The organism is Actinoplanes sp. NPDC048796 (assembly GCF_040650035.1).
Taxonomy (GTDB): Bacteria; Actinomycetota; Actinomycetes; order Mycobacteriales; family Micromonosporaceae; genus Actinoplanes.
The window spans coordinates 1543960-1570087 of sequence record NZ_JBEZGO010000001.1; the positions used below are offsets into that span (position 1 = coordinate 1543960).

Annotated in this window: 23 protein-coding genes; 8 read left to right on the forward strand and 15 right to left on the reverse strand. The window is 72.4% G+C overall.

Annotated features, from left to right (window positions below):
• Positions 1–98 precede the first annotated feature (98 nt).
• From AB0C26_RS06880 to AB0C26_RS06890, 3 genes are read right to left on the reverse strand one after another with little or no spacing between them, the layout of a single operon-like run.
• Positions 99–1538, reverse strand: coding sequence for an FAD-dependent monooxygenase (locus AB0C26_RS06880; protein ID WP_360242663.1), 1440 nt, complete (start codon positions 1536–1538; stop codon positions 99–101).
• A complete protein-coding gene (locus AB0C26_RS06885; RefSeq protein ID WP_360242666.1) occupies positions 1535–2320 on the reverse strand; it encodes an alpha/beta fold hydrolase in 786 nt (261 codons plus the stop codon). Before AB0C26_RS06885 ends, AB0C26_RS06880 begins: the two co-directional genes overlap by 4 nt.
• Positions 2321–2340: 20 nt before the next feature.
• On the reverse strand, positions 2341–2640 hold the full coding sequence (locus AB0C26_RS06890; protein WP_360242669.1) for a hypothetical protein: 300 nt from the start codon (positions 2638–2640) through the stop codon (positions 2341–2343).
• Between the two features lie 498 nt (positions 2641–3138).
• Here AB0C26_RS06890 and AB0C26_RS06895 point away from each other — a divergent pair, with 498 nt between their 5' ends.
• On the forward strand, positions 3139–5871 hold the full coding sequence (locus AB0C26_RS06895) for a LuxR C-terminal-related transcriptional regulator (protein ID WP_360242672.1): 2733 nt from the start codon (positions 3139–3141) through the stop codon (positions 5869–5871).
• Here AB0C26_RS06895 and glyA read toward each other — a convergent pair.
• Complete coding sequence (gene glyA / locus AB0C26_RS06900; RefSeq protein WP_360242675.1) at positions 5843–7171, reverse strand: serine hydroxymethyltransferase; 1329 nt, start codon at positions 7169–7171, stop codon at positions 5843–5845. The two genes, AB0C26_RS06895 and glyA, sit on opposite strands and share 29 nt — an antisense overlap.
• A gap of 80 nt (positions 7172–7251) precedes the next feature.
• On the opposite strand from glyA, the gene AB0C26_RS06905 reads away from it, so the two are divergent.
• A complete protein-coding gene (locus tag AB0C26_RS06905; protein ID WP_360242678.1) occupies positions 7252–8733 on the forward strand; it encodes an SDR family oxidoreductase in 1482 nt (493 codons plus the stop codon).
• Here the strand turns inward: AB0C26_RS06905 and AB0C26_RS06910 are convergent.
• The 4 genes from AB0C26_RS06910 to prmC are packed head-to-tail and all read right to left on the reverse strand — an operon-like array spanning position 8711 to position 11765.
• Positions 8711–9676: an L-threonylcarbamoyladenylate synthase gene (locus tag AB0C26_RS06910; RefSeq protein WP_360242681.1), complete on the reverse strand. Its 966-nt coding sequence runs from the start codon at positions 9674–9676 to the stop codon at positions 8711–8713. The two genes, AB0C26_RS06905 and AB0C26_RS06910, sit on opposite strands and share 23 nt — an antisense overlap.
• Entirely contained in the window at positions 9673–10266 is a 594-nt protein-coding gene (locus AB0C26_RS06915; protein WP_360242684.1) for a phosphotyrosine protein phosphatase, read from the reverse strand. The genes AB0C26_RS06910 and AB0C26_RS06915 overlap by 4 nt, the downstream gene beginning before the upstream one ends.
• A 1-nt stretch (position 10267) precedes the next feature.
• The gene (locus tag AB0C26_RS06920; protein ID WP_360243603.1) at positions 10268–10912 is read right to left on the reverse strand and encodes an L-threonylcarbamoyladenylate synthase; all 645 of its coding nucleotides are present in this window, start codon (positions 10910–10912) and stop codon (positions 10268–10270) included.
• 37 nt (positions 10913–10949) lie between these two features.
• A complete protein-coding gene (gene prmC, locus AB0C26_RS06925) occupies positions 10950–11765 on the reverse strand; it encodes a peptide chain release factor N(5)-glutamine methyltransferase (protein ID WP_360243606.1) in 816 nt (271 codons plus the stop codon).
• A gap of 140 nt (positions 11766–11905) precedes the next feature.
• Between prmC and AB0C26_RS06930 the strand changes: the two genes are divergently transcribed.
• Entirely contained in the window at positions 11906–13411 is a 1506-nt protein-coding gene (locus AB0C26_RS06930; RefSeq protein WP_360242687.1) for a GGDEF domain-containing protein, read from the forward strand.
• A gap of 21 nt (positions 13412–13432) precedes the next feature.
• On the forward strand, positions 13433–14707 hold the full coding sequence (locus tag AB0C26_RS06935) for a PQQ-binding-like beta-propeller repeat protein (RefSeq protein ID WP_360242690.1): 1275 nt from the start codon (positions 13433–13435) through the stop codon (positions 14705–14707).
• On the opposite strand, the gene prfA is transcribed toward AB0C26_RS06935, so the two are convergent.
• Entirely contained in the window at positions 14691–15782 is a 1092-nt protein-coding gene (gene prfA, locus AB0C26_RS06940; protein WP_360242693.1) for a peptide chain release factor 1, read from the reverse strand. The genes AB0C26_RS06935 and prfA overlap by 17 nt on opposite strands.
• An 85-nt stretch (positions 15783–15867) precedes the next feature.
• Complete coding sequence (gene rpmE, locus AB0C26_RS06945) at positions 15868–16089, reverse strand: 50S ribosomal protein L31 (protein WP_097318153.1); 222 nt, start codon at positions 16087–16089, stop codon at positions 15868–15870.
• Positions 16090–16339: 250 nt separating this feature from the next.
• On the opposite strand from rpmE, the gene AB0C26_RS06950 reads away from it, so the two are divergent.
• Complete coding sequence (locus AB0C26_RS06950) at positions 16340–17236, forward strand: AAA family ATPase (protein ID WP_360242696.1); 897 nt, start codon at positions 16340–16342, stop codon at positions 17234–17236.
• Entirely contained in the window at positions 17236–17853 is a 618-nt protein-coding gene (locus AB0C26_RS06955; RefSeq protein ID WP_360242699.1) for an RNA ligase family protein, read from the forward strand. The genes AB0C26_RS06950 and AB0C26_RS06955 overlap by 1 nt, the downstream gene beginning before the upstream one ends.
• On the opposite strand, the gene AB0C26_RS06960 is transcribed toward AB0C26_RS06955, so the two are convergent.
• Positions 17850–18920, reverse strand: a complete 1071-nt coding sequence (locus AB0C26_RS06960) for an FAD-dependent oxidoreductase (protein ID WP_360242702.1) — start codon at positions 18918–18920, stop codon at positions 17850–17852. The genes AB0C26_RS06955 and AB0C26_RS06960 overlap by 4 nt on opposite strands.
• 101 nt (positions 18921–19021) lie before the next feature.
• Here AB0C26_RS06960 and AB0C26_RS06965 point away from each other — a divergent pair, with 101 nt between their 5' ends.
• Positions 19022–19843 carry a helix-turn-helix transcriptional regulator gene (locus AB0C26_RS06965; RefSeq protein WP_360242705.1) on the forward strand — a complete coding sequence of 274 codons (822 nt, stop codon included), beginning with the start codon at positions 19022–19024 and terminating at the stop codon, positions 19841–19843.
• Here AB0C26_RS06965 and AB0C26_RS06970 read toward each other — a convergent pair.
• From AB0C26_RS06970 to thrB, 3 genes are all read right to left on the reverse strand, one after another.
• The gene (locus tag AB0C26_RS06970; RefSeq protein ID WP_360242708.1) at positions 19805–20971 is read right to left on the reverse strand and encodes a nitric oxide synthase oxygenase; all 1167 of its coding nucleotides are present in this window, start codon (positions 20969–20971) and stop codon (positions 19805–19807) included. The two genes, AB0C26_RS06965 and AB0C26_RS06970, sit on opposite strands and share 39 nt — an antisense overlap.
• A gap of 125 nt (positions 20972–21096) precedes the next feature.
• A complete protein-coding gene (gene rho, locus AB0C26_RS06975; RefSeq protein ID WP_360242711.1) occupies positions 21097–23265 on the reverse strand; it encodes a transcription termination factor Rho in 2169 nt (722 codons plus the stop codon).
• Between the two features lie 327 nt (positions 23266–23592).
• Entirely contained in the window at positions 23593–24504 is a 912-nt protein-coding gene (thrB, locus tag AB0C26_RS06980; protein ID WP_360242714.1) for a homoserine kinase, read from the reverse strand.
• 62 nt (positions 24505–24566) lie between these two features.
• Here thrB and AB0C26_RS06985 point away from each other — a divergent pair, with 62 nt between their 5' ends.
• On the forward strand, positions 24567–24914 hold the full coding sequence (locus tag AB0C26_RS06985) for a hypothetical protein (RefSeq protein WP_360242717.1): 348 nt from the start codon (positions 24567–24569) through the stop codon (positions 24912–24914).
• On the opposite strand, the gene AB0C26_RS06990 is transcribed toward AB0C26_RS06985, so the two are convergent.
• On the reverse strand, positions 24897–26120 hold the full coding sequence (locus tag AB0C26_RS06990; protein WP_360242720.1) for an MFS transporter: 1224 nt from the start codon (positions 26118–26120) through the stop codon (positions 24897–24899). The two genes, AB0C26_RS06985 and AB0C26_RS06990, sit on opposite strands and share 18 nt — an antisense overlap.
• Positions 26121–26128 lie beyond the last annotated feature (8 nt).

Consider the following 26128-nt stretch of genomic DNA (forward strand, 5'->3'; position numbering starts at 1 on the left):
GGGCCCGGCACCCGCCGGGCCCGGGCGGAACAAGGCCAGGAACGCGACAGAGGGCGACGGCATCCGCCGTCGCCCTCGCCGTTGGTGATCGCTACGCCTCACGTGGTCGCCGCGAGCGGCCGGCCGCGGCCCGAGCGGCGCAGGCGTGCCCGCTCCTCCGGGGTGAAGGGCGGTTCGCGGAGCTCCGGGTGCGTGGGCCCGGAGCGCAGCGCGGCCACCACCTCGGGCGCGCCCAGGCACTCCGACGAGGACGACAGGGTGGTCACCTCGACCACCGCGGCGCTCACCACCGGCTGGCGGGTGGCCGTCGCGCCGACCAGGTCGGCGAACCTCTGCCGTGTCCCCGCGTGCCGGTTCAGGCGCGGGTCCCGGCTGACCGTGCGGCAGTCCGGGAAGCAGATGTCCTGTGAGGTCGCCAGGGTCCACGGCTCGTCGACGACGGCGGCCACGCCTCGCATGACACGCCGGGCGAACTCGCCCGGTTCGCCGCCACGGCGCAGCTCGGCCTCGAGCACGCCGGCGCCACGGGCGGCCGCAACCATGCCATGGCCGTAGACCGGGTTGAACGCGGCCACCGCGTCGCCGAGCACCACCAGACCGTCCGGCCACTGCGGGAGCGCCTCGTAGTAGAGCCGCCGGTTCGCCGTGCTGCGCGACCGCTGGACCGAGGTCAGCGGTTCGGCCGCCGCCACGAGCTCGGCGATGATCGGATCCCGGAGGGTGCCGGCGAATCGGAGGAAGTCGTCGTCGCCGGCGGGCGGCTCGCCGCCGCGCGTACCGGAGAGCGTGACGATCCAGCGGCCGCCGTCGATCGGCAGCAGCTGCCCGTTGCGGCCCGGCTGCCCATCACGGTGATCGGCGTGGATGCTGACCCCGGGGAAGTCGTCGCCCGCCCAGTCCGGCATCCGGAAGGTGCGGGTGGCGTAGGTGATCCCGCTGTCCACGACGTCCTCGGGGGTTTCGCCGGCACCGAGCCCGGCCAGCCAGCGGCGCATGACCGACGCCCGGCCCGTGGTGTCCACCACGAGGTCGGCCGGCAGCTCGCTCGTGCTTCCGTCGGCGACCGACCGGAGCCGCACCCCGGTCACCCGCCGGGCGTCGCCGGTCACGCCGACCGCCTGCGTGCCGCCGCGCAGGGTGACGCGCTCGCCGGCCAGGGCGCGGCGCCGCACCAGATGGTCGAGCAACGGCCGGCCACAGGAGATCATGTATTGCGATTCCGGGAAGCGGTGCTGCCAGCCGAAGGCGGTCAGCGACACGTGCTGTCGCGGGATGCCGATGCGCCTCGCCCCGGCCGCGAACAGCTCGGCGGTCATGCCGGGCAAAATCCGGTCGATGGCCCGGCCGCCGCTCGACCACAGCTGGTGCACATGGCGGGCCTGCGGTAGACCGGTGCGCGGCCGCGGCTCCGGGGGCAGGTCGTCGCGGTCGACGACCGTGACGGCCCCGTAGTGGCGGGCCAGCACGGCCGCCGCGAGGACGCCGGCCAGGCTGGCTCCCAGGACGACGGCATGCCCGCCGGTTCGAGATCCCGTCATTGCTGTCTCCAAGAGCTCCGGACGCCCGTGATCAGGGGCAACAGCGCGTCGGTGATCGTGTTGATCACTTCGGACCGGCGGTCGGCCAGGAAGAAGTGCCCGCCGCGGAACACGTGCATGGCGAAGGGGCCGGTGGTGACGTCCTCCCACGCCTCGGCGTCGGCGATGCTGGTCTTGGGATCGCTGTCGCCGGTGAGCACGGTGATCGGGGCGGCGACCCGGGATCCCGGCACCATCCGGTACCGCTCGATCGCGGTGTAGTCACTGCGGACGGCCGGCAGGATCATCGCGAGCAACTCCCGGTCGTCCAGGAAGCGGGTGTCGGTACCGCTCAGCTTGCGCAGTTCCCGGACCACCCCGGCGTCGTCGAGCCGGTGCACATTCTCGTCCTCGCGGGACCGGGTCGGTGATCGCCGGCCGGAGGCGAAGAGCATGCTGGGGCGCACCCCGTCCGCCTCGAGCCGCAGCGCCACCTCGAAGGCCAGAGCGGCGCCCATGCTGTGCCCGAAGAGCGCGAGCGGGCGGTCGGCGAGAGGGCGCACCGCCTCGGTGACCCGCTCGGCCAGCACCATCAGGTCGTCGATCGGCGGGTCGAGGCGCCGGTCCTGCCGGGCCGGGTACTGCACGACCCCGCATTCGATGGTCGGCGCCAGGGACTCCGACATCGGGAAGAAGTAGCTCGCCGAGGCGCCCGCGTGGGGAAATGCGATCAGGCGAACCGCGGCGTCGCCAGAGCGGTGAAAGCGCCGAACCCACAGTTCGACGTTGGCATCTGCCGTCATTGTCCCGTTTCTCTCTCCGGCTACCGCCGTTCGCCGGTCACCTTGTAGGAGCCGAACGTGCCGACCTCGACCTCGCCGGTCATCGCGTCGGCACCCTGCAGGGTCATGTCGAAGCGAGTGGCCCACTCGATCGGCTGCTTGCGGTAGACGGTCCAGCGGACGCGATCACCGACGAGGGAGCCCTCCACGATGTCCTCCGTGGTGCCGAGGCCGGTGTACTTGCCGCCGACCTCGCCGGCGTCGGTGACGAAATCGGCGGTGGCGTAGTTGTCGCCCATCGGGCTCGACAGCGTCAGCTGCCAGGTTCCATCCAGACTCACGTGCCGTCCCTCTCTTCGCTTGTATCGACCGGAGTCACTGCCGCCGGGGGCGTGGGCCGGCCCGATCCCGAGGCGGGGAAGGCCTGAACGCGCAGCTCAGACGGCCTCGGCCCGATCAAGCTATAGCGGGCGGCCGAGCACGGCCAACCCCTAATCACGACCCCCTGACCAGCGGGCGACCCAAGGACAGTGGACGTCAGCGACGGGGCGGACACCCCTACCACATTGATCACTCCCCTATGGATGTCACGACTCCTATGCATTCCGTGACGGCGATGGCAAACTTGCTCGCGGTCCACCGAGCGAGTGATGTTCACCGCCGAACGGATGAAGCTCGGTGGCCGATCGGCCATACAGAAGTGGGAGGTGCTTTCTTCCAGCAGCACGCGAGACGTACGGGGAGTGCTTCGCTCAACTCTGGGGCACCCGAACAGCACTCGCCTCTCGCGGCATGGTTCGACATCCAGGGTCCACGGGGGACTCGAAGGAGTACACAGGATGGCTCTGGCGGAGCGGCAGAAACACGCAGCTCTCCTACGACACAACCTCGATCTGACGGTTGGCGGAAGCGGCCAGGTGATAGTCGTCACAAGCGGCGTCGCGGTCGGAAAATCGGCGCTGATGCGCGACTTCCTGGAGCAGGACAAACCGGCGATCATTCAACTGAGCGCGGTGGCGAGTCCCAGCGAGCGGACCTACCCCTTGGGGGTGATCCGGCAGTTGCTGCAGACGGCACCGCTCGATCAGCAGGCCCGCGAACGGTCCCAGCGGCTGTTCGACAAGTCCGGTACGGAACCCGTGCCGCCCTCGGTGATCTACGAGCTGTCCGAGATCATCCTCGACCTGGGGTCGGGACGGCCGCTCGTCATCGCCGTGGACGACGCGGATCACGCGGATCCGGCCTCGCTCGAATGCCTGCTCTATCTGTCCCGCCGGCTGCGGTCGATGCCGGTTCTGATGATCCTCAACCAGCCGGCCGGCCGGGAAGCGACGCAGGTGCCCTTTCAGGCAGAGTTGTCCCGGCAGCCGTACCACACACGGCTCCGGCTCCTCCCACTCTCACCCGCCGGCGCCCACGAGGTCCTGGCCGAGCACCTGCCCCCGGCCCGGGCCGGACGCCTGGCGCCGGCCGCCCACGCGGTGACCGGCGGCAATCCCGCCCTCCTGCGGGCCCTGGCCGACGACCAGGAGCCCGCCGCGACGGAGCTCGTGGTGGGCGCCGCCTTCCGCGAGGCGTACATCGCCTGCCTGCGCCGCTACGAGATCGAGTTCTTCCAGGTGGTCCACGCTCTGGCCGTACTGGGCGACCGGGCCGGGCGCGCGGCCGTCGCGCGGCTCGCCGGTGTCGACAGCGACACCGTCGACCAGGTGCTCGAGGCCCTGGGCCAATCCGGGCTGCTCACGCCGGACGGCGGATTCCGGCACACCGAGGCGCGCACCGCCGTGCTGCGCAGCGGTGGCCAGCACGGCCGGGCCGACGTCTACCACCAGGCCGCGCTGATCCTGCACGAGGAGGGCGCCGATCCCGGCGAGGTGGCACAGTGCCTGCTCACCGCGACCGCCCCGCCGCCACCGTGGACGGTGCCGGTGCTCCGCAAGGCGGCCGATCTGGCCATCGCCGCCGGCGATCCCGATCTGGCCGTGCGCCAGCTGCGCCTGGCCCTGCAGTCGGAAACCGGTCGCGACGAACAGGTGGCCGTGCAGACGCAGCTGGCCGCGGCCGAGTGGCGGCTCGACCCGGCCGCCGCCGGGCGGCACCTACCGGCTCTGGTCGTCGCGGTGAGCGAGCACCGCCTGCACCCCCGCGCGGTTCCCACCGTGGTGAAACAGCTGGCCTGGCAGGGTCGCGTCCGCGAGGCGGTCACCACCCTGCAAGCCGCCAGCAGCGGAATGGACGGGCAGGACCTGGAGACGGTCGCGGCCCTCGACGCCAGCGGCCGCTTCCTGTCCTATCTCTACCCCGATGTCGCGCTTCCGGAGACCCCGCCGAGGTACATCCTGGGCGCCTCCGGCATCGACCGGGTCCGCTCGGCGCTGGCGATGGCGCGACGGGCTCTCGGCAACGCCCCGATGGAGGGCACGGTCTCGGCCGTCGACGAGCTCATGCACGCCTTCCTCAAACCGGCCAACCACATTCCCGGTGAGGCCGCGATGGCCGCCCTCGAGACGTTGCTCTACACCGACGCCATCGAGGACGCCGAGCGATGGTCCTGCATCGTGCACGAGGAGGCCGTCCGGCGGGCGGCACCGGTCTGGCAGGCGATCTTCGCCGGGGCCCGGGCCGAGGTGGCGTTCCGGCGGGGTGACCTGGCCGCCGCGGCCGAGTTCGGCCAGGAGGCGTTCGCCCGGATGTCCTTCAGCGGCTGGGGCATCGCCGTCGGCGGCCCGCTCTCCACCCTGATCCTCACGTCCACCGCGCGCGGCGACCGGGAGGAAGCCGCCATGGCCTTGGAGAAGCCGGTTCCCTCCGAGATGATGCGCACCCCCCTGGGCGTCCGCTACCTCTACGCCCGGGGCCGGCACCACCTGGCGACCAACCGGCTCCGCGAGGCGCTGTCCGACTTCCAGACCTGCGGGCGGCTGATGAGGCAGTGGGACATGGACCAGCCCGCACTGGCACCGTGGCGGGCCGAGGCCGCGACCGCCCTGATACACCTGGGCCAGCCGGGGCGGGCCCGGGAGCTGGCCGAGGAGGAGCTGCGCCGCTCCTCGGAGCAGCGGACCCGGAGCCGGGCGCTGACCCTGCGCGCGCTGGGCATGACGGGCAGCCCCCAGCGGTGCGTGGGGCTGCTCACCGAGGCCGCCGAGATCTTCGAGGAGTGCGGCGACCAGCTCGAGCTGGCGCACACCCTCAAGAGCCTCGGCGAGGCGCACCGGGCGCGCGGCGACCTCGCCCATGCTCGCATGGTGTTGCACCACGCCAACCAGGTGGCCGTCGGATGCGGCGCCGAGGTGATGCAGCGGCGCATCTCGCCCTACCGGCAGCATGTCGCGGTCCGGCCGGGCGCCGTTCCGGACGAGACGGTCAAGCTGGAGGACCTGAGCGACGCCGAGCGGAGGGTGGCGCAGCTGGCCGCGCACGGACTGACCAACCGCGAGATCTCGGCCCGCCTCTACATCACCATGAGCACCGTCGAGCAGCACCTGACCCGCGTGTACCGGAAGTTGTCGATCAAGAGCCGCAACGACCTACCGCGCGGGCTCAGTGGGGGCTTCGCGCAGACCGCGTGACCCCGGCCGGGTCGTCCGGGTGAAGTCGCAGGGGGTACGGAGGGAAGCCGCCCGTCAGGGCGGTCACCTCCTCCCCGACGTCGCGCAGCGCCCGGGCGCCGGCCGCCGAGCCCGGGTCGCCGCGCACGGCTGTCCCGATCATGCGGGCGATCTGCCGCATCTCGGGCTCCCGCATGCCCTGCGCGGTGACGCTGGACGTGCCGACGCGCACACCGGAAGCGACGGCGGGTTTCTCGGTGTCGTACGGGATGGCGTGTTTGTTGAGGGCGATCCGGGCCTGGGCGCACCGGGCCTCGGCCTCCCGCCCGCACAGCTCCAGCGCCCGCAGGTCGAGCACGGCCAGGTGGGTGTCGGTGCCCCCGGTGACCGGGCGCAGGCCCTCGGCCGCCAGCCCGGCGGTCAGGGCCCGGGCGTTGCCGACGACCTGCCGCGCGTACGCCCGGAAGGCGGGCGTGGCCGCCTCGTTCAGCGCGACCGCCTTGGCCGCGACGGTGTGCATCATCGGGCTGCCCTGGCTGAACGGGAAGACCGCACGGTCGATCCGCTCGGCGAGCTCGGCCCGGCAGAGGATCATGCCGCCGCGCGGCCCGCGGAGCACCTTGTGCGTGGTGCAGGTGACGACGTCGGCGTACGGCACGGGCGACGGCACGGCCCGCCCGGCCACCAGGCCGATGAAGTGAGCCGCGTCGACCAGGAGGTAGGCGCCGACCTCGTCGGCGATGTCGCGGAACGTGGCGAAGTCGATCGTCCGCGGGTAGGACGTCGAGCCGCAGATGATCATCTTGGGCCGGTGCGCCAGCGCGAGGTCGCGCACCTCGTCGTAGTCGATCTCCTCGGTGTTGGGGGTGACGCGGTAGCCGACGGGATGGAACCACTTGCCGGAGAAGTTGCCCCGGCTGCCGTGGGTCAGGTGACCGCCGTGTGGCAGCTCCATGGCCAGCACGACGTCGCCCGGCTCGGCCAGCGCGGCGTAGGCGGCGAGGTTCGCGGCGGTGCCCGAGTGGGGCTGCACGTTGGCATGGTCAGCGCCGAACAGGTCACGGGCGCGCTCGACGGCGAGCAGCTCGGCCCGGTCCACCTCGGCGCACCCCCCGTAGTACCGCCGGCCCGGGTAACCCTCGGCGTACTTGTTGGCCAGGGTCGAGCCGAGCGCCGCCAGCACCGCCGTCGAGGTGAAGTTCTCGCTGGCGATCAGCTGCAGATGTCCCCGCTGGCGCTCCAACTCGGCCAGCACGACGTCGGCGATCTCCGGATCGGCACATGCGAGCGCGTGGAAATCCGGCCCCCAGAACGTGTCCACACGCCCTCCCCGGCTAGGCAACGCCGCCGAAATCCAGCATATGGCTTAACGAGGGTGTTCTGCGGGCACACTCTGCAGTTATGCGCTGCTTGGTGACGGGTGCGACCGGATACATCGGCGGGCGGCTGACCCCGCGCCTGCTCGACGCCGGCCACGAGGTGCGTTGTCTGACCCGCGGGCCGCAACGGCTGCGAGACGTGCCGTGGGCCGGCCGGGCCGAGATCATGCAAGGCGACCTGGAGGACGCGGCGTCGCTGCGGGCCGCGTTCGAGGGCGTGCAGGTCGCCTACTTCCTGATGCATTCGCTGGGCCGGCGCGACTTCGAGAAGCGTGACCGGCGGGCGGCGGAGAACTTCGCGGCGGCGGCCCGGGCCGCGCACGTGTCCCGCATCGTCTATCTCGGCGGCCCCGAACCGCCCGAAGGCGAGAAGGCCAGCGCCCACCTGCGCTCGCGCACCGAGGTGGCGCGGATTCTGCTGGCGAGCGGGGTGCCGACGACCGTCCTGCGGGCGCCGGTGATCATCGGGTCGGGCTCGGCGTCGTTCGAGATGCTGCGCTACCTGACCGAGCGCCTGCCGGTCATGGTGACGCCACGCTGGGTACGCAACCGCATCCAGCCGATCGCGGTCCGTGACGTGCTGCGGTATCTCATCGTGTCGGCGAGCATGCCGTCGTCGGTCAACCGCGCGTTCGACATCGGTGGCCCGGACGTCCTCACGTACGCCGAGATGATGCAGCGCTACGCGCGGGTCGCCGGCCTGCGCCGCCGCGTCGTCGTGCCGCTGAAGCCGCTGAGCCCGTGGCTGTCGGCCCACTGGGTCGGCCTGGTCACGCCCGTGCCCAACGCGATCGCCCGGCCCCTGGTGGCGAGCCTGGTGCACGAGGCCGTGGCCCACGAGAACGACATCGCCGAGTTCTCCGCCGAGAAGCCGCTCGGCTTCGACGAGGCCGTCCGCCGCGCCCTCGGCAAGATCCGGGACGCGAACGTGGAGACCCGGTGGGCCGACGCGGCCGGACGGGACGCGGCGGCGGAACCCCTGCCCTCCGACCCGGAGTGGTCCGGCGGCAGCGTCTACGTCGACGAGCGCTCGCGGCCGGTCGACGCCCCGGTAGACGCGCTGTGGCGGGTCATCGAGGGTGTGGGCGGCGAGAACGGCTGGTACTCGTTCCCCCTGGCCTGGTCGGTGCGCGGCTGGCTCGACCGGCTGGCCGGCGGGGTGGGGCTGCGCCGGGGCCGCCGCGACCGCCAGCACCTGCGGGTCGGCGAGGCCCTGGACTGGTGGCGGGTCGAGGAGATCGTGCCCGGCCGGCTGCTGCGCCTGCGGGCCGAGATGCGGGTGCCCGGCCGGGCCTGGCTCGAGATGTGCGCCATCGAGGACGGCGACGGCCGCAGCGTCTACCGCCAGCGCGCCGTCTTCCTGCCCCGCGGCCTGGCCGGCCACGCGTACTGGGCCTCGGTCCTGCCCTTCCACGGCGTCATCTTCAGCGGCATGGCCCGCAACATCGCGCGCGGCGCCGCCCGCCGAACCGGCTCACCTGCTACTTCGCCGCGGCGCGGGTGAGGCGGTCGCGGACCGCGAGCCAGTCCTCGGTCTGTGGCGGCTCCTGCACCAGGATCGTGGCCACGCCGGCGTCGTCCAGGCGGTGCAGGGCGGCGTAGAGGTCGGCCGCGTACTCGGCCGGGTCGGCGGAGAGGATCTCGGCGCCCGGCACGTCCGCGGTCTCGTACGTCAGCACGCCGATCGGCCCGGCCAGCTCGGAACGGTCGACGTCACGCACGTCCTTGGCGAGGATCAGCGTCGCCCGGGGCGCGTAGTGGCGCCGGCTCATGCCCGGCGACGGGCGGGCGGTGCCGTCGGTGACCGCGTCGGGCAGGCCGATCGACCCGGTGACCTCGCGGATCGTACGAAGGGGCAGCGCACCCGGGCGCAGCAGCGTGGGCGTCCCGCCCACCAGGCTCAGCACCGTCGACTCGATGCCCCACGAGCTTGCGCCGCCGTCGAGCACGAGCGGCACGCCGGGCAGGCTGCGCACCACGTGCTCGGCGGTGGTCGGCGAGATCGACTCGGAGCGGTTGGCGCTGGGCGCGGCGAGCGGCAGCCCGCTCGCCTCGAGCAGGCGCAGCGCCACCTCGTGGGCCGGGATCCGGAGCGCGATGGTGTCGTCGCCGGCGCCCACGCCGGCGAGGTGACGGGCCCGCGGCAGCACGAGGGTCAGCGGTCCCGGCCAGAACCGGGCGGCCAGCTCGTTCGCGAGCGACGGCCACGAGTCGGTCAGCCCCCGGGCCGCCTCGACGTTCGCAACGTGCACGATCAGCGGGTTCCACGACGGGCGGTTCTTCAGCCGGTAGATCTCGCCGACGGCCTTGGCCGAGAACGCGTTCGCGCCCAGCCCGTACACGGTCTCGGTGGGGAAGGCCACGACGGACTCGGCCCGCAGCACCTCGACGGCCCGGCGCAGCCCTTCCGCGTCCGGGCGGACGATCTTGTCGGAGGCGGGAGTCACGGCAGGAGCAGGGTGGCGAACGGGACCGTGGTGTCCTCGATCTCGTTGCCGATGCGCTGGAAGGTCTGGTCGCCGCGCCCCCACGGGTCGTCGAGGTCGTCGTCCTCGCGCGGCGGGTCGTCGCCGCGCAGCCGGGCCACCTCCTCGACGATCGCCACGCCGCGGGCGTGCACCGCCTCGGGCCGGGGCTCGGCCGCGGGCAGCCGGCTCTCGTCGACGCGCGCCAGCAGCCGGCCGAACTCGCCGGTCACGAAGGTGCGCGAGGCCGCCTCGGGCCGCAGCGCGACCACGTAGTCGAGCTGGTCGGCGGTGGCGGTCAGGATCACGTCGGCCTCGTCGATGAAGTCGCCGCGCAGCTTGCGGGCCGCGAAGCCCTCGGCCGCGCCGCCGCGGGCCCGCACCTGACGGGCCGCGGGCGGGTTCATCTCCTCGCCCTCGTGCCAGCCGCCGGTGCCGGCGCTCAGGCTGCGGACCAGCTTCTCGCCGTCCTCGCCGGCGCGGTCCTTGACGGCGCGGGCAAGTAACCGCTCGGCCATCGGCGAGCGGCAGATGTTTCCCATGCAGATGTGCAGGACGGTGAACGGCTCCACGTCAGCCCTCCGCCGCCACGATATCCGGAACCACGTCGCGCAGCTTCTCGAACGGCACGGCGCCGTTGCGCAGCACACGCGGCACGTCGCCGGTCACGTCGACGATCGTGCTGGGCGCCGGGTCGAGCGCGGGCCCCGCCTCGAGGTAGACCCGCACCGCGTACTCCAGCTGGTCGCGGGCCTCGTCGGCGGTGTTCGGGGCGAGCCGGCCCATCTTGTTGGCAGTGGTGACGGCCATCGGGCCGACCTCGCGCAGCACCTCGAGCGCGACCGGGTGCAGCGGCATGCGCACCGCCACCTGCCCGCCGGTGTCGCCCAGGTCCCACTGGAGGCTGGGCGAATGCTCGACGTAGAGGGTGAGGGCGCCCGGCCAGAACGCGTCGGCCAGCTCGCGGGCCGCCTTGGGCAGCGAGTAGACCAGGCCGTCGAGGGTGTGCCGCGACCCGACCAGCACCGGCGGCGGAACCTGGCTGGTGACGCTGCGCGCCTGGTGCAGGGCGGTGATCGCGTGCGGGGTGAAGGCGTCGGCGCCGATGCCGTAGACCGTGTCGGTCGGCATCACCACCAGCTCACCGCTCTTGACCGCCTCGACGGCGGCGGCGATGCCGCGATCCCGGTCCGCGGTGGTACGGCAGTCGTAGAGCATCACACCGTGCAGTCTGCCATGCGCCGCGGCGCATCGATCAGGTGCGCCGTGCCGTCGCGTACCTGGGCCGGCCCGTGAGATCGGCGTGCGCGGTCACCTCGGTGAACCGGCCGTCGGCGCGCAGCAGGCCCGGCACCGCCGAGCCGTGCACGTCGTCGTGCTCGATTCCCACCACACCTCCGGGTTTCAGCAGCTCGGCGGCCCGCTCGATGACGGGGCGGATGACGGTGAGCCCGTCGGCCCCGCCGAAGACCGCCTCGGCCGGGTCGTGGTCGGCCACCTCGGGCGGCACCGGGGTGCCCTCCGGCACGTACGGCGGGTTGCAGAGCAGCACGTCGACGGCCCCGCACAGTTCGTGCAGCAGCGAGGGATCGGTGACGTCCCCCGCGACGACCTCGACGGCCGGGAACGCGGCGGCGTTGCGCCGCAGGTAGCCCAGCGCGACCGGCGAGCGTTCGACGGCGACCACCCGCGCGGCCCGGCTCTCGTCGGCCACCGAGATCGCGATCGCGCCGGTTCCGCTGCACAGGTCGACCACTGTCGCCCCGGGGGCGGTGTGCTCGATGCCCCAGCCCGCGAGAAGCTCCGTCTCGGGTCGTGGGACGAAAACGCCGTCGCCGACGGAAAGTTCCACGTGCCGGAACGCGGCCGTGCCGAGCAGGTGCTGCAGCGGGACGCGGCGGGCCCGCTCGGCCACCAGCGCCCGGAACCGGCGCCGCTCGTCGTCCCGGATCCCGTCCACCAGCAGCAGACGGCCGCGCGGGATCTCCAGCACGTGCGCGGCCAGCAGCTCGGCGTCGACCCGCGGCGACTCGACGCCGGCCGTGGAGAGATCGGCGACCGCCGCTGTCATCGCCTCGCTCAGCCGCGTCCGCGTCACGGATCGGGAGCTGTCTTCAGAGTCCGGGTCCACGGCATAATCATGTACGTCACGTGCGGCGCCGACCGGCCGGGTCGGCGATCTGTCCGCGTGGCACGGGTGGGAGGCGCCTGGTGAGTTGGTTGGACCAGCTCGCGGAGAACGTCGACGAGCTGCACCGCGCGGGCGCCCTGCAACAGGACGGCCGGTCGGCGGAGGCGCTCCCGATCCTCGACGGTGTCCTCGCCACGGCCACCGATCCCACGACCCGGGCGTACGCGCTGGTCCAGCGATTCGGCGCGCTGATCAACCTGGGCCGCGTGGCCGAGCTGGCGACAGCGATGTCCGCCGCCGACAACGCGGTCCGCGAGATCCCCGACCCCTACCTGCGCGGCCAGATGCACGCCTTCGCCGCCCTCGGCGCCCACCTCGAGCGCAACCTCGACCGCGGCGTGACCCACCTCGTGCAGTCCTCCCGGGCGCTGGCCGCGGTCCGCGAGAACGACTCCGAGACCGCCTGGGGCTGGCACGATCTGGCCATGGCGTACTCGTACCTGGGCTTCCACGGGCACGCGCTGACCGCCATCGAGCAGGCCCGGCAGGTCGGCGCCGCGGTCGGCATGGCGCCCGAGATCTTCGCGGCGCCCGGCATCCGGCTGCGCAACGCGGTCTCCCTCGACCATCAGGGCGACACCGACGGCTGCCTGCGGGTGCTGCGCGACATCGACGCCGAGCTGATCCGTTTCGGCGCGGCCGGCGCCGGCCGGCTGCGCCCCGGCAGCCGGGCGGCGTACGGCTACGCACTGGCCCGCCGGGCCGCTCTGGGCGAGGAGACCGAGGCCGACGCGAGCGAGTGGCTGACCGGCGGCGGCGACAGCGTGCGTACCCGCGACCTGCGCCACCTGGGCAACGTCTGCCTGTCCATCGCCGGCGGCCGGCCCGGGCACGCGCTGTCCATGCTGGACGCGGTGCCGGTCGCGCCCGAGGTTCTGGGCGCGGCCGAGCCGGCCCGGCTGCGCAGCATCTGTCACGCCGCCGCGGGTGACCACGCCGCCGCCCACACCGCCGACCGCTACGCGTTCCGCCTGGCCGCCCAGCGCATCGACCGGCTCCGCGACGGCTATCTCGACGGCGTCGCGGCCCGGCTCGACACCCAGGAGACGCAGCGCGACCCGGGCCGCTTCGGCGACGAGACGCTGACCGATCCGCTGACCGGCCTGCCCAACCGCCGCCAGCTCGAGCGCTACGTGGCCGCTCTGCTGGCCCGGGGCGAGCGGGCCGCGGTGGGGGTCTGCGACCTGATCGGCTTCACCGCGGTGAACGCGCGGCACGGCCGCCACTGCGGCGATCTCGTGCTCCAGCGCATCGCCGGGGTCCTGAACCGGGTGATGCGCCGCGGCGATTTCGTGGCCCGGTTCGCCGGCGACGAGTTCGTGGTGGTGCTGCCCGGCGCCGGCACGACGCAGGCGGCCGAGGTGTCGCGCCGGCTGGCCGCCGCCACCAACGCGGAGAACTGGCAGGTCCTGGTGCCCGGCACGCCGGTCGGCCTGGCCGCCGGATGGTCCGAGGTGGGCACCAACGGCCGTACGCTCAGCGCGGCCCTGGCCGCCGCCGCGGCGAACCGGACACCCACCCGATGACGACGACGTAGCGGCCCCGCGATGGCCACGATCGAGCTCGGCGAGATCTCCGGCCGCCGCCCGGAGGATCGCCGCCGCCCGCTCGGTCGCGACCGGCGGATCGCCGGCGCCGCGATCGCGATCCTCGGCCTCGGCCTGGTCGCCGGCTCCGCGGTGCCCGAGCCGCGGGGTGTCCGTCCGCTGTGGAGTGCGGCGGCGGCCGGCATGGCGCTGACGGCGGAGGCGGTCTATCTGCACCGCACCGACGGTCGCGGCGGCTCGTTGATCAGCGCGTACGACCTCGACACGGGCCGCCTCCGGTGGCAGCGGCCGCTACCCGGCCCGGTCGGATATGTGCAGGCCACCGAGGAGGCCGGCCTCCTCCTGGTCCCGGCCGAGGCGGGCCGGTCGGGATATCGCACGACCGCGCTCTCCGCGGCGACCGGCGAGGAGGTGTGGCGGGCGGACGGCGAGCCACGCACGGTCGACGGCGGCACCGCGCTGATGGCCGGCTACACGGCCGACGGTGGCCTGCGGCAGATGCGGCTGATCCGGCTCGCGGACAACGGCACCCTCTGGCAGCGCGACACCCCGGGCGTACGCAACCAGGTCGTGGCGATGTCCGGCGGCCGGCCGGAGAGCGTGGTCACGGCGACCGCCGCCGGTGAGGTGCGGGTCTACGCGTACGCCACGGGGGTGCTCACCGCGTCCGGCCGGATTCCGATGGTCGAGCCGCGGCCCGAGGAGGGCTACTTCAACGACCTCGCCGCCTTCGGCGGGCGCCTGGTGGTCAACCGATCCCGGGGCGGTGTCTTCGAGTTGAGCGTCTACCGGCTGGACACGCTGCGGGAACTCTGGGGGTCGAAGGGCACCGACGGGTACGCCTTCTCGTGCGGCCCGTCGGTGTGCCTCAGCGGCGCCGCCGGTCTGGTCGCCCACGACCCGGCGACCGGTCGGGTCCGCTGGCGCCTGCCCGGCCTGACCAACGCCCTGGCCGTCGGCGACGACCGGCTGGTGCTCGACGACGGCCGCGAGGAGAGCGAGCCGGTGCTGGTCGACGCGACCACCGGCGAGCCGGTCGGCGCGCCGGGGCGGGGCAGCGCGGTCTGGAGCCCGGATCCGGCCGGCCGGATCCTGCTGCTGCGTTCCACGGTCACCCCGCCCGGGCGCACCGCGGTGACCCGCTGGGATCTGGACACCGGCCGCCAGACGCCGCTCGGCACGATCGGCCACATGTCCGGCTATCACTGCGAGTCGGCCGCACGCTTCCTGGCCTGTGGCCGCGACGACCGCGTCGAGGTCAGCGAGGTGCCGTGAAGCTCGTCTCGCCGGCCAGCCGGGCCTCGCGGTCGGCCGCGGCCAGGGCGTCCAGAACCCCGTCGAGCTCGCCGTTGAGGGCCAGGTCGAGGTTGTACGCGGTGTAGCCGATCCGGTGGTCGGTGATGCGGTTCTGCGGGAAGTTGTACGTCCGGACGCGCTCGGAGCGGTCGACCGTGCGCACCTGCGCCTTGCGGGAGTCGGACGCGGCCGCGTCGGCCTCCTCCTGCGCGATGGCCAGCAGCCGGGAGCGCAGGATGCGCATCGCCGACTCCTTGTTCTGGAGCTGGCTCTTCTCGTTCTGGCAGCTCACCACCGTGCCCGTGGGCAGGTGGGTGATGCGTACGGCGGAGTCGGTGGTGTTCACCGACTGGCCGCCCGGTCCGGACGAGCGGAAGACGTCGATGCGCAGGTCGTTCGGCTCGATGTGGATCTCGACGTCCTCGGCCTCGGGCAGCACCAGCACGCCGGCCGCCGAGGTGTGGATGCGGCCCTGCGACTCGGTGACCGGAACACGCTGCACCCGGTGCACGCCGCCCTCCCACTTGAGCCGGGACCAGACGCCGTGGCCGCCCGCGGGCACGCCCTTGGTCTTGACCGCGACCGAGATGTCCTTCACGCCGCCGAGGTCCGACTCCTGCGAGTCGATCACCTCGACCACCCAGCCGTGCCGCTCGGCGTAGCGGGTGTACATGCGCAGCAGATCGCCGGCGAACAGGGCCGACTCCTGGCCGCCCTCGCCCGCCTTGATCTCGACGATCACGTCCTTGGCGTCGTTGGGGTCGCGCGGGATCAGCATCTCGCCGAGCTTCTCCTCCAGCGGCGGCAGTGTGGCCGCCACGGCCTCGACCTCGGAGGCGAAGGACGGGTCCTCGGCCGCGAGTTCCTTGGCCGCGGCCAGGTCGGCCCGGGCCGCCTCGAGCTCCGCGTTTGCCGCGTAGATCGGCGCCAGCTCGGCGAAGCGGCGGCCGACCCGGCGTACGAGAGCCTGGTCAGCGTGGATGGAGGGATCCTCCATCTGCTTCTCGAGCTGGGTGTACTCGTCGAGAAGGCTGCTCAGCCGGTCGGTGCTCACGGGTCTCTCCCCACGGACGAAGGTCGGATCACACATGCGAACGGCGCCCGCCCCCGGAATCCGGGTGCGGGCGCCGTCGACGCGGTTACTTCTTCTTCGCGGCGTTGACCTTGGCGTACTTGGCCTGGAACTTCGCCACGCGGCCCGCGGTGTCGAGCACGCGCTGCTTGCCGGTGTAGAACGGGTGGCAGGCGCTGCAGGTCTCGACACGGATGTCGCCCTTGGCGGTGCTGCGGGTGGAGAAGGTGCTGCCGCAGGAGCAGATGACCTCGGTGGTCGTGTACTCCGGGTGGATGCCGCTCTTCATTTTTCTCGGTCCCTCTCAGTTGGTGGTCGCCGGGTCGCTGTCAGCACCGCGCCGCCCCGCAAGGACCAAAACCCTGGGGGCAACGTGGCTCGGCGTGAACCGGAACCTTGGCCGATGGACCAGTCTGCCATGTCTCGAGTCGTACCGAGAAATCACCGGTCCGATCGGCTCCAACGCGCGCCTACTCACCACTATTCCCCGCGCCTAACGCGAATAATGTCCGTTTCTCGTCCGGTAAAGTCGCAGGCGCATGACCAGACTGCTGATCACCCGGGGTCTGCCGGCGTCCGGCAAGACCACGTTCGCGCGCAAACTGCAGCCCGGCGTGGTCCGGGTCAACCGTGACGACCTGCGCTGGATGCTGCACGGCACCCGGCTCTACACCCAGTGGGCCGAGGCCCAGGTCACCGACGTTCAGCGGGCCACCGTCGAGGCGCTGCTGCGCCGGCGCACCAGCGTGGTCGTCGACGACACCAACCTGCGGCCCAGCAAGGTCCGCGAGTGGGCCGAGTTGGCCGCCCGCCACGGCGCGAGCTTCGAGGTGCACGATTTCACCGACGTACCGCTGAAGGAATGCCTCCGGCGTGACGCCGCGCGGCCGGAGAACGAGCGGGTCGGCGAGGACGCCATCCGCCGCATGTTCGACCGCTACCTGGCCCACCGGTCCCTGCCGCTTCCCGTGCCCTACGTGCCGCCCGGAGCGCTCGCCGCCGTCTACGACCCCGATCCGGAGCTCCCGCCGGCGTTGCTGGTCGACATCGACGGCACCGTCGCGCTGATGAACGGCCGCGGCCCGTACGACTGGGACGAGGTCGGCTCCGACCTCCCGCACCAGTCGGTGATCACGGCGGTGCGGGCGATGCACGCGGCCGGCAACGCGATCGTCTTCTGCTCGGGACGCGACGAGGTCTGCCGGGCCGAAACTGAGGCCTGGCTGGGGCTTTACGTCGACGTGCCGTACGAAGCACTATTCATGCGGCCCTGGGGCGACGCCCGCAAGGACTGGGTGGTCAAGCAGGAGATCTTCGAAGAGGAGATCCGCGACCGCTGGCGGATCGTCGGCGTCTTCGACGACCGGCGACAGGTGGTACGGATGTGGCGCGAACTCGGCCTGACCGTGTTCCAGGTGGCGGAAGGAGACTTCTAGTGAAGTATCCCCGCACCTTCCACCTGCCCACCTCACCCGGCGCCACCCACGACGACAAGGTGCAGCACGATCTGTCCTGGCTGGACGGTGAGCTCGTGGTGACCGAGAAGCTGGACGGCGGCAACCTCACCTTCACCCGCGACGCGATGTACGGGCGCTCCCCCGACTCGGGCACCCAGCCGTGGGACCGCCCGGCGAAGGCGCTGTGGGCGATGACGGCGTACCGGATCCCGGACGACTGGCGCGTGTGCGGCGAGTCGATGTGGGCCCGGCGCAGCATCGCGTACCGCGACCTGCCCGGCGTCTTCATCGTCTTCGGCATCTGGGACGAGACGGACACCCTGCTCGGCTGGGACGACACGGTCGACTGGGCCCATCGGCTCGAGCTGCCGGTGGTGCCGGTGCTCTACCGCGGCGGCAGCTTCACCGAGGCGTGCCAGGCGTGGGCCGCGCGCCGCGACGAGAACACCTCGGAGGGGTACGTGGTCCGGGCGGCCGGGCGCATCCCGGCCGCCGAGTTCGACCACAAAGTGCTCAAGTGGGTACGCGCCGGTCACGTCCGCACGCCCGACTCGTGGCGCCACCGCGACGATTTCGCCGTGAACGAGTTCGCCTAAGCGCCGAGCAGACCCCGGTAGTGGTCGAGCAGGAAGGTGCCCTTGAAACCGGCGGCGGCCTCGGCGTCGAAGAAGCCGAACTCGGGGGCGTAGCCGGCGCCGCCGGCCGGCCCGACCGTGACGATGATCCCGTCCGGGAACGGCTCGTACGGGGTCAGCGGCCCGCCCTCGATCAGGGCGCGGATGTTAGCGGCGGCCACCTCGGCCTGGCGCGAGGCGGCGCGGCCAGTCTTGATCTCCGGGGTGTCGTTGAGGTCGCCCACGGCGAACACCCGCTCCTGCCCGGTGACGCGCAGGTGCTCGGTGACCGTCAGCCGGCCGTCGGGCCGACGGGCGGTGGCCAGCTCGGCGCCCAGATAGCCGCTCGACACCGTGCCGCCGTAGCAGGCGAACCACAGATCGGCCGCGATCACCTCGCCGGCGCCGGTGGTCACCGTGAACGGCCGGACGGCGCCGGCCGGAGTGTCCGGCGCGGTGTCCAATTTGGTGTCGAGCAGCACTCGTACCCCTAATTCGTCCAGCTGCCGGGCCACATCCGCGCGCATCTCGTCCGGGAACCGGCCACCGAACATCTCGGCCGACGGGTCGACCACGGTCACCGGCTTACCCGGCCAGGCCGCGGCGATCTCGCCGGCGAACTCCACGCCGATCGCACCGGCGCCGAGCAGCAGCACCCCGGACGCCCGGTCCAGCGAATCGTGCAGCTCGCGCAGCCGCCCGGCCACCGCGTCCCGTTCGGGGTGGTCGAGCCGGGTCGGGAACGGGCCGGTCGAGCCGGTGGCCAGCACCACGTAGTCGGCGTCCAGGCGGGTCCCGGAGGCCAGCTCGACCACGCCGGGGCGCACCTCGGCCGCGGTGTCACGGATCACCCGGCCCCGGGACAGCAGACCGTCGTACGAAAAGAAGATCTTCTCCTGCCAGGCCGGATCGGCCACCGCCCGCAACTGGGCGACGTGATGGAAGAACATCTCCTTCGGCTCGATCACCGTCACGTCCGCCACGTCGTCCAGGGCCCGGGCCACCACGATGCCGCCGTAGCCGCCGCCCACCACAATCACTTTCGTCATGCCGGGAACTGTTCTGCGCCCGGCGGCGAGCAGGGAGACCGCGCTCAGAGTGGTAGCGGCGGGGCCACCCTGGCGGGCCGGGCCGTTGTTACCGTCGACTCGTGGGCGACAACGAGCTGGGCACATTCCTGCGGGCGCGGCGGGCCGAGGTGACGCCGGCCGAGGTCGGGCTGCCGCCGGGCACCCGGCGGCGCACGCCCGGGCTGCGCCGGGCCGAGGTGGCCATGCTGGCCGGGGTCAGCGTGGAATACCTGATCCGCCTCGAGCAGGGCCGCGACAAACACCCGTCGCCGCAGGTGCTGGCCGCGCTGGCCGGCCCGCTGCGGCTGACCGCGGCCGAGCGCGACCACCTCTACAAGCTGACCAAGTCGTCCAGGCTGATCTGCGGCGCGCTGGCCCAGGACCCGATGCGGACCGTCCGGCCCGGCCTGCGGGCGGTGCTCGACCGGCTCGAACCGGCCGCGGCGATGCTGACCAACCAGGTCGGCGACCTGATCGCGTACACCTCGGGCTTCCGTCTTCTGGCCGGCCCCATCGGCCTGCTCGACGGCGATCCGCCCAACCTGACCCGCTATCTGTTCGCCGATCCGCGCGCCCGGGACGCTTATCCGGACTGGGCCCACATGGCCGACGAGCAGGTGGCAGTACTCAAGGCGGGCCCACCCCGCCCGGATTTCGCGGACGAGCTGACCGTGCTGGCCGGCGCCGAGTTCACCGAGCGGGCCGAACGGGTGCCGGGCCTGCCCCGCCCACACGGCCTGCTGCGCCTGGCCCATCCCGAGGCCGGCCCGCTGCGGCTGTCGTACGAGACCATGACCCTGCCCGGCGACCACGGCCTGCGGCTGGTGATCCAGCTCCCGGCCGACGACGCCACCGCCGAGGCACTACGCGCCATCACCCCGCTCCGGCTCGTTGCGGGCTAACCGCGCCGCCTCGTCGTCCAGGTAGAAGTTCGGCTTGAGGTCGGCCTCGTCGTAGTAGCGGTGGAAGACCGGGGTCACGCCGCTCGACATCGGCGGGACGATCCAGGTCCAGTCGGCCGGCACCCGGCGGCCCGCCCGCTCCTCGTTCTCGATGTGTTTGAGAAACCGCTCGGACTCGGTGTGGTGGTCGCTCATCCGCACCCCGGCCCGCTCGAACGAGTGCAGCACGGCCCGGTTGAGCTCGACCAGCGCCCGGTCCTTCCAGAGCGTCGAGGACCGGCTGGTGTCCAGGCCCATCCGGGCCGCGACCACCGGCAGCATGTCGTACCGGTCGGTGTCGGCCAGGTTGCGGGCGCCGATCTCGGTGCCCATGTACCAGCCGTTGAACGGGGCCAGCGGATAGTGCACGCCGCCGATGGCCAGCCGCATGTTGGAGATGGCCGGCACCGCGTGCCAGCGCAGGCCGAGCTCGGCGAACCAGGCGAATTCGGGATGGGTGAGCGGCACCTCGCGGATGGCCCGCTCGGGGAGCTCGTAGAGGCGTACCCCCTCGTGCGGGGTTTCGATCGCCAGCGGCAGGACGTCGAACTGTTCGCCCTTGCCCCGCCAGCCGAAGCCGCGCATGGCGTCGGTGAACCCGGCCAGCCGCGAGTCGCCCACCGGGCATCCGCCGGCGTCGCGATATCCCGCGTACCGGATCAACTGCTCGTTCCACACCCGGGCGTACGGCCGTCCCGGCACCGCCGGCGCGAAAATGCTGATCACCGGCCGGATCGTGCCCTCGCCGGCCGTGCGCAGGTGATGCACGAGCAGGGAGAAGATCTCGTCGGCGGTACGGGCCCGGCGGCGGTCGAGCACCATCAGGCTCCGCCAGTACAGGCGGCCGATGCAACGGCTCGCGTTGCGCCAGGCCATCTTCGCGCCGTACGCGAGCTCGTCGGTGGTGTGCACGTACGTGCCGGTCGCCGCGATCTGCGCGCGGACGACGGCCAGCCGGGGCTCGACCGGGCCGAGCCGGGGGTTCTCCGTGTAGCACTGCCGGAGGAAGTCCTCGGCCTCACCGGGATCGGCGGGCGCCGCCGGGTCCCATGTCTCGGACGGTGTATCCCGGTAGCCGGGCACGTTCATAAGAGCGCCTCCCACTAGAGCTGCAGGGAGATTCGCACGACCCCGGTCGGGTGGAAGCACACAAGGTGTCCGACAAAAAGGACGCAGCCCCTCCGTTAAGAGGGGCTGCGTCCTGTTTTGCGCTATTACTCGCCAGGCGTGGACTTGGCGATCTGCATCAGGAACTCGATGTTAGTCCTCGTCTGCTTGAGGCGGTCGAGAAGCAGGTCGAGCGCGGCACCCGAGTCGAGCGAGTGCAGCACCTTCCGGAGCTTGTGGATGATCGCCAGCTCTTCCTTGCCGAGCAGGATCTCTTCCTTACGCGTACCGGACGGGTCGATGTCGATGGCCGGGAAGACCCGCTTGTCGGCGATCTTGCGGTCGAGCTTGAGCTCGGCGTTACCCGTGCCCTTGAACTCCTCGAAGATCACCGTGTCCATCATCGAGCCGGTCTCGACCAGCGCGGTGGCGAGAATCGTCAGCGAGCCGCCGTTCTCGATGTTGCGCGCCGCGCCCAGGAACCGCTTCGGCGGGTAGAGCGCCGTCGAATCGATACCACCCGACATGATGCGGCCGGAGGCCGGCGCGGCCAGGTTGTACGACCGGCCCAGACGCGTCACCGAGTCGAGCAGCACGACCACGTCGTGGCCCAGCTCGACCAGCCGCTTGGCCCGCTCGATGGCGAGCTCGGCGACCGTGGTGTGGTCCTGCGGCGGCCGGTCGAACGTGGCCGCGACGACCTCGCCCTTGACCGATCGCTGCATGTCGGTGACCTCTTCGGGCCGCTCGTCGACCAGCACGACCATCAGGTGGCACTCGGGGTTGTTCTCGGTGATCGCGTTGGCGATCGCCTGCAGCACCATCGTCTTACCGGCCTTGGGCGGCGAGACGATGAGCGCCCGCTGGCCCTTGCCGATCGGCATGACGAGGTCGATGACCCGCGTGGTCAGGATGTGCGGCTCGGTCTCGAGACGCAGCCGCTCCTGGGGGTAGAGCGGGGTGAGCTTGTAGAACTCCGGACGGCGCCGGGCCTCGTCGGGCTCCATCCCGTTGATGGTGTCGAGCCGGACCAGCGGGTTGTACTTGTCGCGGCGCTGGTCGCCCTGGCCGCTGTCGCGGGGGGTGGCCCGCACGGCGCCGGTGACCGCGTCGCCGCGGCGCAGCCCGTGCTTCTTGACCTGCGACATCGACACGTACACGTCGTTCGGGCCGGACAGGTAGCCGGTCGTGCGCACGAACGCGTAGTTGTCGAGCACGTCGAGGATGCCGGCGACGGGCACGAGAACGTCGTCCTCGCCCACGTGCGGCTCACGGCCGCCGTCGCGCTGGCCGCCCTCGCTGCCGTCCCGCTCGCCACGGCCACGGCGGCGGTCACGGAACCGGCTGCGACGGCTACGGCGCCCGCCGTCGCTGTCGTCGTCGTCGTGACCCTGGTCGTCGCGCTGGTTCCGGTCGTCACGCGGACCCCGGTCGCCCCGGTCTTCCCGCGGGCCGCGGTCGTCGCGGGCGCCCCGGTCATCCCGCGGGCCGCGGTCGTCGCGCTGCCCCCGGTCCTCCCGCTGGCCACGGTCACCGCGGTCACGGTCGTCACGGTTGCGCTCGCCCCGGTCACCCCGGTCGTCGCGAACACCCCGGTCGTCGCGGCTGGTCCGGTCGTCGCGGCTGGTCCGGTCGTCGCGGCTGGTCCGGTCTTCGCGGGTGCCCCGGTCGTCGCGGTTGTTGCGCTGGCGGTCGCGGTTGCGCTCGCCGCGCTCGGGCCGCTCGGTGCGCTCCGCGGTCTCCGTCTCGGCGGCGGTCACCGCGGGAGCGGGAGCCGTGGCCACGACGGTGGCCGGGGCCGACTCGGCGGCGACGGCCGGCGCGGTCTCGCGCGGGGCCGTGTCACGCTGGGCCGTCTCACGCGGGGCACGCTCACGGCGGGCCCGCTCGCGACGGCTGCCACCCTCGGCGGCCGGCGCCGCCTCCGGCTGCGCGGCAGCGGTCTGCGGCGCCTCGGCCACCGGCGCCGCCTCGGCGGCGGGAGCCACGGGGGCCTCGGCCTTGGCGGCGGCCTTGGCCTCGCTCCGGGGACGCGGCGCGCTCTCGGCCGCGGCGCCACCGCTCTGCTTCTCGGTGATGGCGGTGATCAGCTCGCCCTTGCGCATGCGGGCGGTGCCCGAAATGCCCAGGGAAGCGGCGAGGCTCTGCAACTCGGGCAGCAGCATCGCGGACAGCCCGGTGCCACCTCGGCGGCGCTTCGTGGCGGTCGCGGTGGTGCCGGCGCCGGCGTCAGCGACGTCAGAAACACCCGACGTCACGTCGGTGGTGTCGCTCAATGGATTCCTTCCGTCGGAAAAAGCCCGAGACTCCCGGTTTCTGCAGCCTGGTGGCCGGGTGTCGCGGTACCCGCCTCGCACGAGCGACGCGGGAGTTTGTGCAGCACGGCAGCTCGACGGTGTCCCTGCTCGTCAGAGTTTGGCGAGTAGGTCTCGGCGAGTGCAGCGACCTTTCGATGCTGCTCGGCGTGTGCCTTTGAGGAGGTGAGACGGCCAGAAGGCCATAGAGTCTCGGGGGTGCGCGCCGAACCGCAGAATCGCTCGCTTCGCGGCTGTGCTTGGTCTTGAGCGTAGTCAACTCGTACGACCTGCGGCAACAGGGCCCCGCTAGGCGAGTTCCACCATACTCCCTTTGACAAGAGCACCGGCGACATCCACGCCCAACGTCTCGGCGCGCCACTCTGTTCCCGGATGAAAATCGGCCGGGACCTCGGTCAACGCCAGCACCGACGGTCCGGCGCCACTCACCACGGCCGCCACGCCGACCGACCGCAGCGCCGCCACGAGCGACGCCGTGCCGGGCATGGCGTCGGCCCGGTAGCCCTGGTGCAGCCGGTCCTCGGTGGCCGCGTGCAACAGGCCGGGGTCGGCGGTCAGCGCGTGCGTGAGAAGCGCCGCACGACCGGCGTTGAACGCGGCGTCAGCGTGCGGCACGGCCGAGGGCAGCGCGGCCCGGGCCGACGCGGTGTATCCCCGTTCCTTCGGAACGAAGACCGTCGGGTGTACGCGATCCGACACCGCCAGCCGCACGGCGCGCGCCCCCGCTCCCTCGGTCCAGGCGATGGTGAAACCGCCGAGCAGACACGGCGCGACGTTGTCGGGATGGCCCTCGAGCCGGGCCGCGACACGCAGCGCGGCCTCGTCGCCGACCAGGCTCAGCCCGCCCGCGACCAGCCCCCGGGCCAGCTGGACGCCACCGACGATCGCGGCTGACGACGAGCCCAGGCCGCGCGCCTGCGGGATGCGGTTGACGCACTCGACGGCGAGTCCGGCCGGCCGCTCGCCCATCTCGTCGAAGGTCGCGAGCATCGCGCGCAGCACCAGATGTGTCTCGTCGCCGGGCAGCTCGCCGGCGCCCTCACCCTCGACCGCGACCGTGTAGCCGCCGTCGGTGACGCGGGCGGTCAGATCGTCGTACAGGGTGAGCGCGAGCCCCAGCGTGTCGAAGCCCGGCCCGAGGTTGGCACTGGTCGCCGGCGTGCTGACGGAGACCGGCTCGCTACTGAAGGTCAGGCCCATCGCCACATGCTAGGGGTTGATCATCAACCTTCCTGTCGCACCCACCCACTAAGTTCTGCCTCGTGTATGCGATCGGGCCGTTCATCGGCATCCTCATGGTTCAGTTCCCGGTTCTGGCCGTCCTGATCGCGGGACTGGTCATCGTCTCGATGCCGGGCCGGCGGCTGTCCGGCCGCGCCGGCGTGCTGGCCCGGGCCGGGCTCGGTGTGCTGCTGGCCGAGGTCGTCGCCTCGATGATCTGGAGCGCCGTCTTCACCCAGATCGTCGCGCAGGGTCCGTTCGACATGTCGGTGACCCAGTTCAGCGTGGTCAACGCGATCATCAGCTTCCTGCTCGCGGTCTTCTTCGCGGCCGGTCTCGGCCTGCTGATCGCGGCCCTGGTCAGTGCCCGGTCACGAGCCGACGGCTGACGGCCTTCCGACCCGCTGCGTGGCGATCCGCCAGCCGATGGCGTAGAGCAGGGTGATCAGGCCGCAACCGGCCAGGATCCATCGCTCGTCGACCACGTCGACGACCGCGGCGGCGCCGAGCTGGCTGATCGCGATGGCCGTCGTCGCCAGCATCAGGTCGGTGGCGAAGACGCGGCCGCGCAATCGGTCGGGCACCTCGCCCTGCAAGGCGTAATTCGAGAGGGTCCAGTTCGCGCCACCCGCGAGGTGCGCGGCGAAGACGAGGGCGAGCACGGCCGGAAACCACGGCGTCATCGCGACACCGATGTAGCTGACGCCGTAGAGACCCATCGACAGGGCGAGGCCCGGGAAGAGCCAGGACCGGCGGCGCAGCACCGGCCGCAGCAGGAACGGCCCGACCAGCGCGCCGGCGCCGCGGACGGCGAACAGCAGGCCCGCGCCGAGCACGCCGGCGCCGTGCATCCCGGCGATGAGCGGGAAGACGATGAGCACGCCGTTGCCGAGGCCGGCCGCGCTCTTGACGGTGACCAGGGCCCGGATCCGCGGGTTGGCGCGCAGGTAGCCGAAGGACTCGCGGATCGCGTGCGACGTCCGTTGCGGCTCGGCGCCGTCGTCGCGGGGCGCCTGCATCGGCCGGCGGATCGCGGCGGTGAGCAGCGCGCCGGTGAGCAGGAAGGCCGCGGCGACACCGAAACTGACGTACGGCCCGAACGCCGCACCGACCACGCCGCCGAGTGACGCGCCGACGATCGTCATCGTGCCCCAGGTCGAGCCGGAGACCGCGTTGGCGGCGGACAGGTCCTCGGGCTCGACGATGTTCGGCAGGGCGGCCGACGCGGCCGGCGAGTAGAACGCCTTCGCGATCGCCATCAGGCCGATCGCCACCAGCGCCAGCGGCGCGGTCGCGGCCGAGCGGACCGTGAAAAGCAGAAGCACCCCGGCGAACACGGCCAGATTCGACAGAATCAGGATCTTCCGTCGATCGAACCGATCGGCCAGGGTGCCGGTGAACTGCAGAAGCAGGGCGTTGATGCCGGTGTCGACGGCGAGCACCAGACCGCCCCAGATTCCGCTGCCGGTGAGCTCGGGGAGCAGCACCAGCAGCGGAACCATGACGAACCAGTCGGAACCGAAGACCACCAGCTCGGCTCCGAAGAGCCGGCGGAAGTCCCTGTTGCGGGTAAGGACCGAGAACGCTTGTGGCACGTACCCGA